Origin of the sequence: Roseimaritima multifibrata, assembly GCF_007741495.1 — a bacterium.
GTDB lineage: Bacteria > Planctomycetota > Planctomycetia > Pirellulales > Pirellulaceae > Roseimaritima > Roseimaritima multifibrata.
Genome location: NZ_CP036262.1, coordinates 6380394 through 6392570, shown reverse-complemented (window position 1 = coordinate 6392570; position 12177 = coordinate 6380394). Strand labels below are relative to the sequence as shown.

9 protein-coding genes are annotated in these 12177 nt (G+C 55.7%); 5 read left to right on the top strand and 4 right to left on the bottom strand.

The window, feature by feature from the left end; all coding sequences use genetic code 11:
• Window positions 1-187 precede the first annotated feature (187 nt).
• On the top strand, window positions 188-1030 hold the full coding sequence (locus FF011L_RS23200) for a hypothetical protein (RefSeq protein ID WP_145354332.1): 843 nt from the start codon (window positions 188-190) through the stop codon (window positions 1028-1030).
• Window positions 1031-1163: 133 nt separating this feature from the next.
• Here the strand turns inward: FF011L_RS23200 and FF011L_RS23195 are convergent, their stop codons facing one another.
• Window positions 1164-1640, bottom strand: a complete 477-nt coding sequence (locus FF011L_RS23195; protein ID WP_145354331.1) for a M50 family metallopeptidase — start codon at window positions 1638-1640, stop codon at window positions 1164-1166.
• A gap of 421 nt (window positions 1641-2061) precedes the next feature.
• Between FF011L_RS23195 and FF011L_RS23190 the strand changes: the two genes are divergently transcribed.
• From FF011L_RS23190 to FF011L_RS23175, 4 genes are all read left to right on the top strand, one after another.
• The gene (locus FF011L_RS23190; protein WP_145354330.1) at window positions 2062-3651 is read left to right on the top strand and encodes a 2-isopropylmalate synthase; all 1590 of its coding nucleotides are present in this window, start codon (window positions 2062-2064) and stop codon (window positions 3649-3651) included.
• A 249-nt stretch (window positions 3652-3900) separates the two neighbouring features.
• The gene (locus FF011L_RS23185) at window positions 3901-6051 is read left to right on the top strand and encodes a serine/threonine-protein kinase (RefSeq protein WP_218932834.1); all 2151 of its coding nucleotides are present in this window, start codon (window positions 3901-3903) and stop codon (window positions 6049-6051) included.
• Window positions 6048-6707 (top strand): hypothetical protein, encoded by a 660-nt coding sequence (locus FF011L_RS23180; RefSeq protein WP_145354328.1) that lies wholly within the window; start codon window positions 6048-6050, stop codon window positions 6705-6707. Before FF011L_RS23185 ends, FF011L_RS23180 begins: the two co-directional genes overlap by 4 nt.
• 1058 nt (window positions 6708-7765) lie before the next feature.
• Window positions 7766-8272 (top strand): hypothetical protein, encoded by a 507-nt coding sequence (locus FF011L_RS23175; protein ID WP_145354327.1) that lies wholly within the window; start codon window positions 7766-7768, stop codon window positions 8270-8272.
• Between the two features lie 664 nt (window positions 8273-8936).
• Here FF011L_RS23175 and hpnE read toward each other — a convergent pair.
• Genes hpnE through hpnC form a run of 3 tightly spaced genes read right to left on the bottom strand, consistent with a single transcriptional unit; the run spans window position 8937 to window position 12176 of the window.
• Window positions 8937-10334, bottom strand: coding sequence for a hydroxysqualene dehydroxylase HpnE (gene hpnE / locus FF011L_RS23170; RefSeq protein WP_218932833.1), 1398 nt, complete (start codon window positions 10332-10334; stop codon window positions 8937-8939).
• Window positions 10327-11322 carry a phytoene/squalene synthase family protein gene (locus FF011L_RS23165; RefSeq protein WP_246109585.1) on the bottom strand — a complete coding sequence of 332 codons (996 nt, stop codon included), beginning with the start codon at window positions 11320-11322 and terminating at the stop codon, window positions 10327-10329. Before FF011L_RS23165 ends, hpnE begins: the two co-directional genes overlap by 8 nt.
• Window positions 11319-12176, bottom strand: a complete 858-nt coding sequence (gene hpnC / locus FF011L_RS23160) for a squalene synthase HpnC (RefSeq protein WP_145354324.1) — start codon at window positions 12174-12176, stop codon at window positions 11319-11321. The genes FF011L_RS23165 and hpnC overlap by 4 nt, the downstream gene beginning before the upstream one ends.
• Window position 12177: the final 1 nt, after the last annotated feature.

Genomic DNA, 12177 nt, shown 5'->3' with positions numbered 1-12177 from the left:
GATGGTCTGGGTAACGCAACCAAAGAAACGGCTTCGTCTGTGACAGCGGCGATCGAGGGCCTCCTTCTTTGGGATTGCTGGTTTTTCTGAAGATAGGGGTGGGAGGTTCCGATGGAATAGAAAGCAAGTGATTGGGGTATTTCCGTAGTTCTGTTGAGCTTTCAGTCCAGATCGTTGAGTTGTTGATATGGAGATTTTAGGACTGCCTGAGGGATTTCAGACTCAGCAACAAAGGCAGCGAGCCGCCGACCAAAGTTTGCAGGATGTGTTCAGTCAGGTGTTGGCTGAATCGGGGCACGCCGGGTATCGTACTTCGCAGCCTGTCGACCCTGATGTCGCAACGGATCAGCAGGTTCAGACGGCTTGGGATGACTGGTTTTCGGTAACGATGCAGGGGAGTTACCGAACGCTGGAATCGCCGCAGGATTTAAAGCAGAAGTATGGCGAGGTTTTAAATCAGGCCTATCGCGAAGGGGCTTATCTGGATCCCAAATCATTTTTAGCGAGGCTGTCCAGCGACGATTTGCAGGTCGTACAGGACATTCAGCGGCTTGGCGATCCAATCGATGTGCAAGGCTTGAGCGATGAAGGGGCGTTGAACCTTTTAATTCCGCGCGCAGCACAAGTCGATCTGAACGGAGACGGTTTGACCCAGTCCGGGAAAGGGTACGGGATTCGATTTCCCGACAGTAGGACTCCGCAGCCCGTCGCGGATGCATGGTACGAAACGACCGACGGCATGAGCTGGGGCGAACAGGCTCACTATCAATTGCAAATGAAGATGCCGCTGTTGACGGCCAATTTCGTTTTCGACGAATCGGGCGCCTACTCCCATCACTATGAGCCGGGCGACCCCGAGTTTCGCAACCCAATGGAAGAGGACGGTTTTTCGTATTTCGGAATCACCGAGGATATGCTCGGCTATCTAGACGCATTCAAAAACCAGATCGATCCGGAGCAGTACCAACGTGACACCACGTTCTGGAGCAAGCTGCAAGCGAATCTCGCCGAAAATGGCGTGACCGCCTGAGTGTCTGACAGGTAATCACGAACTCAAATTCTTAGCGGAAGGACGCGAACTTTCCGGCACGACCTCATCTCGATTAAATCTAACGCCTGCACGCGTTCTTTCGCGGAGCGAAAGGCGACACTCTTTCGTCGCTTCAAAAACTCCACTGGGCTACCGTTTCTTCGACCATTTCTTGGTCGAGCGTTTCATGCGCGAGCAATTCGTCGGCCAAGGCTGCGACGGCCGCCCAAAATGGCGGACGATCAAATTCCTGGTACAGCTGCTTTAGCCACTGTTCCATTTGCCGAAGACGCCGCTGCGGTTCGGCGACAAAGGTGCCGGCTCGCTCCCACGCCTGACGCCAGTCCTCCGCCCACTCAGGAACAAATCCGGGATGCAGCGGTTCACCACGGTAAAGCATCTCGGCGATGGGGCCGGACAGCAACACCAGGATCTCCGCTTGCAGCAAGGTTTTTGAGTCACGGAAACCGGGCCACGATACCAATGTGTCTCCATACCGAGCGGGACCGTCGTCATTGTCGGGCTCGATGGTCACGTGGTGAACAGAGCCTCCCAGCAGAGTTGCCATCAGTGCATGGCCAGCTTCGTGATAGGCGGTCCATTCTTCCATGTTCTTGCCTGAGCGATCCGCAGTGATGAAAGGGAGGTGGGCGTCCCGCGTAAGAATATCGCTTGACTTTCTTTCAGGGCCCGCTTACCTTCTCTTAGACGAAGGCCACGCAATCGTATCAACATTGGAAGCGATTTAGCAACCATTTGTGGTCCGCGAATTTAATAACCAACAATCTGCGAACCTAAAAAACGCGGATTTCGATCGTTCGCCGAATTGAAATAATGTCTCAGCACCTGCTGCTAAACCTGCTAGTCCTCCATCGGATCCTCTTAGGAGGAGCGTGCTAGGGGTTTGGATAGCCGGATCGGCGACCTAAATCAAGTTTTTCACAAAACCCCGAAGCCCGCTTCCTGCGGACTTCGGGGTTTTTTCGTATCTTTTCGCTACTACTAGTTTTTAATTGTTCAGGAGAATTCTTATGTCGACGGACACGCCCGATTCAAATCGGCCTCAAACGGGACAGTCTGGTTCAGGTAACCCGGCATCCGAGCCTCGCCCCGTGCGTATCTTTGATACCACGCTTCGTGATGGTGAGCAGTCCCCAGGGGCAAGCATGAACCTGAGCGAAAAACTGGAAGTCGCTCAGGCGCTGGCTGATCTGGGCGTCGACGTCATCGAAGCGGGGTTTCCGATTGCCTCGCCGGGCGATTTTGAAGCGGTCAAGCAGATCGCGGCAACCGTTCGCGGTGTGACGGTCTGTGGGTTGGCCCGCTGTAGCGACAAAGATATCGATCGAGCTTGGGAGGCCCTTAAGCACGCACCTCAAGCACGGATTCATGTGTTTCTGGCGACCAGTGCGATTCATCGCGAATTCAAACTTCGGATGACGCCCGATGAGATCGTCGAGCGAGCCGTCTCAGGAGTCCGCCGGGCTGCGGCTGTTTGTGATGACGTGGAATTCTCACCCGAGGATGCCTGCCGGACCGAACACGATTTCCTTTGCCGAGTCGTTGAAGCGGCCATCGACGCCGGGGCAACGACCGTCAATATCCCCGATACCGTCGGCTACGCGACACCCGGCGAAGTCTTTGCTCGGATTCGAATGCTGCGGGATCGAGTTCCCAACATCGACAAAGCGGTGATCAGTACGCATTGCCATGATGACCTGGGGATGGCGGTCGCCAATTCACTGGCAGCTGTGGAAGCCGGGGCAGGGCAGATCGAATGTACGATCAACGGTATCGGTGAACGAGCAGGGAATGCCGCCTTGGAAGAGGTGGTGATGGCACTTCGGACGCGTAGTGATTACTACCATTTCACAACCAATATCGACACCAAACGTTTGGTCCCTACCAGTCGCTTGGTAAGTGCCACCACCGGAATTGTGGTGCAGCGAAATAAGGCGATCGTGGGACGAAATGCGTTTGCGCACGAATCAGGGATCCACCAAGATGGGATGCTGAAGGAACGAAGTACTTACGAAATCATGTCCCCCGAAGAAGTCGGGTTCGCAAAAACAGACTTGGTCTTGGGCAAGCACAGTGGGCGAGCCGCGCTTGCCGATCGAGCTCGCCAGTTAGGGTTTCAGCTGACCGGCGAACAGTTGCAGTCCGTGTTCGCTGAATTCAAAAAACTGGCGGACAAAAAGAAAGAAATCTACGACGGAGATATCGTGGCATTGATCGGAAGCGAGATCAGTGACCGAGTCGAAGCTCATTGGTCGTTAACCGATTTTGAAGTCACCAGTGGCCGTAACCGAAAGCCGATGGTGACCGTCACGCTGCGAAGTGGCGAGGACGAATTTACCGAGACCGTTGAAGAAGGGGATGGCCCGATCGACGCCGCATTTTGGGCTGTCGAGCGAATCACCGGAATCGAAACGGTTTGCAAAAACTTCCGAGTCCACAGTGCGACGCTCGGGCGAGACGCTCAAGGGGAAGTTCGCGTCGAAGTGGAGTACCAAGGAGAACTTTATCGAGGGATCGGTGTCAGCACCGACACCGTCGAAGCAACGATTCTGGCGATCCTGAACGCGGTCAACCGAATCGCAGCCCAGGCAGCATCTTAATGCCGTCAACGGGCCGGAGGGCTCGCGCCCTGCCGCTAAGATTTTGCTTCCACCTTCTTAGCGGAACGGCGCAAGCCGTCCGGCCTTTTGCAGTTGGGTTCTATCGACGGGCCGGAGGGCTCGCGTCCTACCGCTAGAATTTTTGGCTCCAACCTTCATCGTACGTCTCAAAATTAGCGTCTTCCCTTGGCAGGGGATGTTTGGGACCCCCCAATGCGACAGTGCGATCTTCTAGTTAAGATTGACGCTATGGCTGACGCATCTTCGAAAAACGATTTTCTAGAACCGCCGCGTCAAACCGGCGAGCTAGGGCGTTTAGGGCCATATCGTGTGCTGAGTATTATCGGCAGCGGTGGTATGGGGCGAGTCTTTTTGGCTCAGGATACGCGTCTGCAGCGTGATATTGCCCTGAAAGTCATGAATGAACGGTTCGCTGCGACTCCCAATAGTCGCCACCGTTTCTTGGATGAAGCCCGAGCAATGGCGGCGATCGATAGCGATTATGTCGTCAGGATCTATGAAGTTGGCCAGCACAATCAAACTCCTTTCATGGCGATGGAGCTTCTGGAAGGGGAATCGCTTGAGGATCGTAACGCCTCCAAGCCGAAATTTTCTCCTTCGGAATTGATTCAGCTGGCTTGCCAGCTATGCGATGGCTTGGCGGCCGCTCATGCCCGTGGGATCATTCATCGGGATATCAAGCCGGCGAACATTTGGCTGGAAGTGCCTAGTGGACGCCCCAAAATTCTCGATTTTGGTCTCGCCCTTGCCGGAGCCCCTGCCGCTCAATTGACCGGCCGAGGGAGCGTCGTCGGGACGCCAGGTTATCTTTCGCCTGAACAGGCACGTAACGAAAGGTTGGACGATCGCAGCGACCTGTATTCGCTGGGAGTGGTGCTGTTTGAATTGTGTACAGGACGGTTGCCTTTTGAAGAGAAGGTCGTCCCGATGATGTTGATCGCAATCATCGCCCATCAAACTCCCTCGCCGCTCGATTTCAATCCAAACATTCCGCTCCCCTTGGCGGAATTGATTGAAAGGATGTTGTCTAAGGAGGCGCGCGATCGTCCTGCTTCGGCAGCGGAATTAAAGCAGGAGCTTCTTGCTGTGCAGGAATCTCTTCTTTCCGAAAGCCAAGCTGCCCTCCGGATTGTGACCGATTCGGAAATCACTAAAACGGGCTCCTCCCTAAACCGTGCCAAGTCGCGTCCCGAGCGGGTCCCGCTTAAGTGGTTAGCTTCGCCAGTTGCGCTCTCCATTATCGGTGGATCCTTTCTGACGGTATTGCTGGTGATTCTGGGGTTGAAGGTGCTTTATCCTGCTGTCGATATTCCTGCGACGGACAATCAAGGCAGGTCCTCGGCTGTGGCGGCTCCAAAATCATTGCCTCCCCTGTTGCCAGGTCAATTGGCCGCTTTGCAACTCCAGCAGGCACGGCTTTTAGAAACAGAGATCGGAGTCGGAGACCTTGGCGAAGTGACCTTCGATATTGTGAATCAAGCGGTCGGCAGGGAAGACGACCCAGTCCGACTGTACGCCGATCGACCTACCTTGGTCGCCTGCCAGCTCTATTTGGCTTCGCAAAATGGAATCCGCCGTGACGGATATGCGATGCCGCTGCGCCGTCGACCAAGTCAGCTCCCACAGCCGGGTAAGAAAACGTCTTGTACGATCCATTTTGAAACCGCAACCATTCCCGTCGGCCTGTACCAAGCGATCGTCGCACTGGAAACACCACGAGGTTCGGTTATTCACGAGGTTGCTCTGCCTCTGCGATTGGTTCCCAATCTCCGCAGCGAGCCGCTGGACGGTTATGAAATTGTCCGAACCTGGACGGGCGATGGAGCCGATACCACGGTGGGTAAAAAATCGGAAAAGGATTTGGGAGTCGCGAAATCGTTGATTCTCGCTGGGACCGCTGACGATTCAGCCGATAAACAACAATTGATTTTTTTGAAGTTTGATCTGCGCCGGATCGAAGGTCTTGAAAAGAGGATGCGGCATGTCGTGCTGACCCTAACGCTGGCCGAGCCTTCGCCTCAAGAGATGTTCGCCGTTCGCGCCTATGCGGTGCGTGATCGGATTGCGGACGATTGGAAAGAAAGCGGTGAGGGGCGATTGGATTTAGAAAACGCTTCCATGGTCGATGGATTCGGTGAGCTTGATTTTTTGGGGACGTCTAAAGGGGATAACACGGGAGGCGTTTTGAGCGGCCAAGTCGACTCGGTCCGTTTGTTTGGTGCCGAATTGGATGACGCGGTTCGCAGTGCAGGCGACTTTCTTACCTTGGTGTTCGTCGCGGCACACACACCTAGCAAACCGCTGCAATTTGTGGCGAAGGAATCCGATCCCGAAAAAGCCCCTGCATTGGCCTTGAAGCTGGAGGCGGAGTCCCTGTGAGTGATTCAAAAGAAACCGCTGGGACTCAGGGGATGTTGCGGGATTCGCAGCCATGGTCCGAAGCGAGCAACGCCGCGGGGTTTGTGATCCGTTATTTGTCGCCGATGCGAGCGATGTTGATCGAAGCGGTGGGGGCCGAACCGCTCGCTGATCGTACGCTTACTTTGTTCTTGCAGCACTTGGTTAGCAAAGGTTATGGGAACGCTCGCCCCGGTCGGCTGCGAGACTATTTGATCGTAGGGCTCCGTTCCGCACTCAATGTTTCCTTGCAGCGATTACCCGCCGACCAGATCCATCCAGACGTCAACTGGGATGTTTTCGCAGCGCAATCGACAGCTTGGAGGGGACATTGGAGACGCGGGCTGTTGGAACTTGCCTGGCGACGGTTGGAACAGCATCAGCATAAACATCCCGAAGATTTGGACTACACGCTCCTGCGCGCTGTCCAAGCAAATCCGAACGCCAATGAGACAATGTTGGCAGTGCGAGTCAGTGCCGTAGCTAAGCAGACTGTCGACGCAAACAAGATCCCCGCAATGCTGGTTTCCAGCCGCAACTATTTTGCCGGAATCGTCGTCGCCGAAATCGCAAGTACCCTCTCGCATCCAACCACCGAAAACATCCAAGCCGAACAAAAATCGTTAAAGCTAACGTAAGCGTTTGCTTCACCTTCTTAGCGGAACGGCGCAAGCCGTCCGGCCTTTTGCAGCTGGGGTTTGTGGACGGGCCGGAGGGCTCGCGCCCTTCCGCTAGGATTTGCTTCACCTTCTTAGCGGCACGGCGCAAGCCGTCCGGCCTTTTGCAGTTTGGGTCTATCGACGGGCCGGAGGGCTCGCGCCCTTCCGCTAGGATTTGCTTCACATTCTTAGCGGCACGGCGCAAGCCGTCCGGCCTTTTGCGGTTGGGATCTATCGACGGGCCGGAGGGCTCGCGCCCTTCCGCTAAGATTTGCTTCCACCTTCTTAGCGGCACGGCGCAAGCCGTCCGGCCTTTTGCAGTTGGGGTCTATCGACGGGCCGGAGGGCTCGCGCCCTTCCGCTAAGATTTGCTTCACCTTCTTAGCGGCACGGCGCAAGCCGTCCGGCCTTTTGCAGTTGGGATCTATCGACGGGCCGAAGGGCTCGCGCCCTTCCGCTAGGATTTGCTTCACATTCTTAGCGGCACGGCGCAAGCCGTCCGGCCTTTTGCAGTTTGGGTCTATCGACGGGCCGGAGGGCTCGCGCCCTTCCGCTAAGATTTGCTTCACCTTCTTAGCGGCACGGCGCAAGCCGTCCGGCCTTTTGCAGTTGGGGTCTATCGACGGGCCGGACGGCTCTCGCCCTACCGCTAAGATTTGCTTCACATTCTTAGCGGCACGGCGCAAGCCGTCCGGCCTTTTGCAGTTGGGGTCTATCGACGGGCCGGAGGGCTCGCGCCCTACCGCTAAGATTTGCTTCACCTTCTTAGCGGTACGGCGCAAGCCGTCCGGCCTTTTGCAGTTGGGATCTATCGACGGGCCGGACGGCTCGCGCCCTTCCGCTAGGATTTGCTTCACCTTATTAGCGGCACGGCGCAAGCCGTCCGGCCTTTTGCATGCAAGTTTCTCAATGCACTGGAGACCACACTACTCCCCACCGTGACGCTATAATAAAACGACTCGTCGTAGGGCGATTAACGTCCTTTAGTGCTTCGGTTGAATTTTACTCACACTTTATAAGCTGCGTAGAACCTGTCGATGAACAAAGACTTGCTTGCCTATTTCATTACATGGACGTGTTACGGAACCTTTCTTCCAGGCGATTCACGGGGCTGGACCAAATGGCACAAGGGAGAGATGATTCCGCGGCCGCAATTGGAGGATTGGTGCCGCGATCAGTTGAGCGAGTCGATCGTATGGCTCGACGATCTGCAGCGAAATGCTGTAAATTCGGTTGTTTGCAAACATTGCAAAATTCGCGGCTGGATGCTTCATGAGGTTAATTGTCGATCGAATCATTGTCATGTCGTCGTCACGGCATCTTTGTATAAGGGAGAGGTTGTCCGTGATCAGTTCAAGTCTTGGGCGAAGCGTAAGTTGAAAGAAGATCAGCGATCGGAATTTGGGATGGAAGGTCACGTTCGCGAACACTGGTGGACTCGAAGAGGAAGCGTGAGATACGTCTTTGACGAAGAGTCCCTGGACGCCGCAATTCGTTACACCAGAGATGCGCAAGATATTGGCGGTTCAAAAGCAAATTTTTGACGGCGCAAGCCGTCCGGCCTTTTGCAGTTGGGGTTTGTCAGCGGGCCGGAGGGCTCGCGCCCTACCGCTAAGATTTTGCTTCACCTTCTTAGCGGCACGGCGCAAGCCGTCCGGCCTTTTGCAGTTGGGATCTATCGACGGGCCGGAGGGCTCGCGCCCTTCCGCTAGGATTTGCTTCACATTCTTAGCGGTACGGCGCAAGCCGTCCGGCCTTTTGCGGTTGGGGGCTGTGGACGGGCCGGAGGGCTCGCGCCCTTCCGCTAGGATTTTGCTTCACCTTCTTAGCGGCACGGCGCAAGCCGTCCGGCCTTTTGCGGTTGGGATCTATCGACGGGCCGGAGGGCTCGCGCCCTTCCGCTAGGATTTGCTTCACCTTCTTAGCGGTACGGCGCAAGCCGTCCGGCCTTTTGCAGTTGGGATCTATCGACGGGCCGGAGGGCTCGCGCCCTTCCGCTAGGATTTGCTTCACCTTCTTAGCGGCACGGCGCAAACCGTCCGGCCTTTTGCGGTTGGGATCTATCAACGGGCCGGAGGGCTCGCGCCCTTCCGCTAGGATTTGCTTCACCTTCTTAGCGGTACGGCGCAAGCCGTCCGGCCTTTTGCAGCCGGGGTTTGTGGACGGGCCGGAGGGCTCGCGCCCTACCGCTAGGATTTCGCTTGTGACTTATTCGCGTATAACCCACTTGGTTAACAAATTTCTTGGCAGCGGTGGTTGTTCTGCGAAACGACCTAACCCCAATCCCTGCAAGACTTGGTCTGCGGCTCGAAAGCCGCTCAGGACGGCTCCCTCCATTGTTGCGGGCCAATCGGTCGCCGTGTAATCTCCGGCAAGTTGCACACTCGGGTGTTGTGTTTGAACGTGCGGGCGGATCGTTTCGATCTCGGGACGCATTGAAAAGACGGCTTGCCGGTCGGTGATCGTCTTGCTGCGAAGAAGCTTCGCGTTTGTTGCGTCGGGAAAATGTGTTTCTATTTCTGCCAAAATTTGCTCGATACATTTGTCGCGTGGCATCGCTCGAACATCCCGGGAAGCACTGATCACGACTTGATAATAATGTTCGGATTCATTGCCAAACGCCGGGCGAAACAACCACTGTGCTAGGCCTCCTACCAGCACGCAGTGTTGCTTGTTTGTGATCGCACGATCGAACCAAAGATGGACTCCGCTGATCGGTGAGCTGGGGAGAGCATGGATCGCCTGCAGCTTTGCAGCGGGCAGGATGTTGCTTTGTGGCGGAAGCAATCGCGACAGCCCGTGCCAGGGGACCGCGATGATCGCTTGGTCCGCTTGGATTGAAGATTCGGATGTCTGGATGTCGACGCAGGTATTGTGGTTGCACTCGAGATTCTTGACGGGACTTCCACATTCAACCGAGACGCCACGCTGCAGCAATTTGTCCGCCAACTTGCGCCCGAATAGATCGGACAAAGAGCATTGCGGTATCCAAACATCTCCCGCTTCTCGATGCCCTAGAAACCCGTCGACCAGAACCTTGCGGGCGGCATCGACCGAGACCCGCTGCGTCGATTCTCCCAACGCACTGACAATGATGATTTCCCAAAAACGTTCGATGGTCTCCTCCGACTGGCCCGCCGTACGTAGCCATTGCTGCATCGACGTGGTTTCGCGAGATCTTGAGCTGCGTCGCATCAAACGCCAGAGGCCTCTCGCAATTTCAATCTTTTGTGCTCGGCTGAGAAAATGGGCTCGAGCGAAAGCGGGAAGCGAATGCAGCGGCGCCGGCAACCATCGGGAAGATTGGAGAATGCTGGAAGGGACGTCTGCAGCGAGAAACGTTAATGCCGAAGCTTGTTGAAAATGTTGCAGCAGGTCTGTCTCTTGCATCCACCACAAAAAATTCGTGCAACAACCCATCGCGACATGCTGGCAGTAATCGACTTCTCCGCCGTTGGTCGAGTCTGTATACGAACCGGCGCGCCCTCCCACGACGGATCTTGCTTCCAGTAATTTCACGTCGACGGGGAATTCGCTTAGTGCCCATGCTGCCGACAGACCCGCCAGCCCGCCACCGACGATGGCCACCACGGGACGCTTACTCACCTTGGCTCTCCGTCGCGATTTGGTTCCACGGTGGTACCGGAAGTCGCTTAAACAATGGTGGGACAAAATGGTGAGCCATCAGTTCAAATCGGTCCGAGGTGCTTAACCGGACTCGGCGATTCGCTACGCTGCCGGGATCTTCTTCGATCCTGGAAAGCAGGCGCCGATAGGTACGCCACATCATGCTGAACATCGCTTGCCCGTCAGGATGGATGTGGTCCCAGACTTCCCAGCCACTCTGAAACAATTTGGCGGCTCGCTCCGATTCTTCGATCACCAGACATCGCAGACGATCATCGCCGCGTATGTCCAACAAGTCGTCTTCGCACAGTCCGTGACGTTCCCAGTGTTGACGGGGAAGGTAGATACGTCCGCGCCCAGCATCCTCGCGGATGTCGCGAAGGATGTTGGTCAACTGAAATGCAACTCCGCAATCAATCGCAGCCGATTTAGGAAGCGGTTCTTTAAACTCCCAGATCGAAAGGCAGCATAACCCGACGGCCGAAGCGACTAAATAACAGTAGTGTTCCAGTTGCTCGAACGTATCGAATCGAGTTTTCTGCTGATCGGCTAAGACCCCGTCGATAATTTCCAGAAGGTGCTGCGAAGGAATCGAAAACCGCTGCGCCGTGTCGGCTAGCGCTGGCAGTAGGTGAGACGCATGATGACGAAGACGCGGTTGGAAAGTGGTCGGGGCGCCGTCGATGGGAGGCTCTTCCGGCATCGGTATCGAGCCGGTTGAATGATCTTGTTGTAGTGCCAGTTCGGTTGTTTTTCGCCACCAATTCAACCACTGGCGACGGGTGTCTGGACGTGCGGAGCAGTCGCCCAAGTCGTCGGTGATCCGGGCAAACGCATACAACGCATGCATCGCGGAACGTTTGCGACGAGGCAAAAGCCAAAACGATCGATAGAAATTACTGGACGCTCCCTTGGCGATTTTGGTCGCGTAGCGATAGCTATCGCGAACCGATACGGTGGCATTCACGATAGCCGGCCCCCGAGCGCTGCACAGGCAAGCTGAGCCTGTCGCCAGCGAGAGACCTTTGGTCGACGGCGAAGGACGTCGTAATTCTGTTTGCCAATGGCATGCAGGGTCGCCAACCCGCCATGTGCAAACAATCGAATGTCGCGGGCAAGCCAGCGAGGGACTTGCTGGGCAAGCGGCATGCCTTGAGCGAAGAAGGTTTCCGTCCGTGCGACTTCGTAAGCGATCAGTTCGCGAACCTTGGCGCTGGCGGTCGGTTCCGACAAATCGGCTTCGGTGACGCCAAACCGGTTGCGGTCTTCAAGCGGAATGTAGATTCGTCCGATCGCAAGATCTCGGCGGACGTCTTGCCAGAAATTCGCCAATTGCAGGCCCGTGCATATCGAGTCCGACAGCTGATCCAGTTTGGGCGAATCGAGTCCCGCCAAACGCAGGACTATTCGGCCGACCGGATTAGCGCTCCGCTGACAATAATTTAAAAGGCTATCAAACGTCATGTATTCGCTCACCCGCTGGTCCTGCTGGAACGCATCGAGTAAATCAAAAAAAGGTTGCGAGGGGAGGGTGTGTCGGGTAATCGTATCACGAAGCGCCAGCAGGATTCCCTCAGGGGTTCCGTTCTCATCAAAGCACTCTTGTAAATCGATCTGCAGGGCGTTCAGCCGTTTCAGTGCAATTTTGGGAGACCCTGACTCATCGGCGAGGTCGTCAGCCGTCCTGCAGAAAGCGTAGACATTGTAAAAATCTTGCCGAATCGAACGGGGGAGAAACAGGCTCCCCACCACAAAATTCTCGTAATGCCCACGAGCAATCCTGCGGCATTCGGCTTGGGCTAGCTGGAGTCTCTCAGGCATG

Bases quoted from the DNA above. Each gene is read 5' to 3' on its own strand.
- FF011L_RS23185 (WP_218932834.1), top strand. From the start codon at position 3,901: ATGGCTGACGCATCTTCGAAAAACGATTTTCTAGAACCGCCGCGTCAA.
- FF011L_RS23195 (WP_145354331.1), bottom strand. From the start codon at position 1,640: ATGGAAGAATGGACCGCCTATCACGAAGCTGGCCATGCACTGATGGCA.
- FF011L_RS23175 (WP_145354327.1), top strand. From the start codon at position 7,766: ATGAACAAAGACTTGCTTGCCTATTTCATTACATGGACGTGTTACGGA.
- FF011L_RS23200 (WP_145354332.1), top strand. From the start codon at position 188: ATGGAGATTTTAGGACTGCCTGAGGGATTTCAGACTCAGCAACAAAGG.
- FF011L_RS23190 (WP_145354330.1), top strand. From the start codon at position 2,062: ATGTCGACGGACACGCCCGATTCAAATCGGCCTCAAACGGGACAGTCT.
- hpnC (WP_145354324.1), bottom strand. From the start codon at position 12,176: ATGCCTGAGAGACTCCAGCTAGCCCAAGCCGAATGCCGCAGGATTGCT.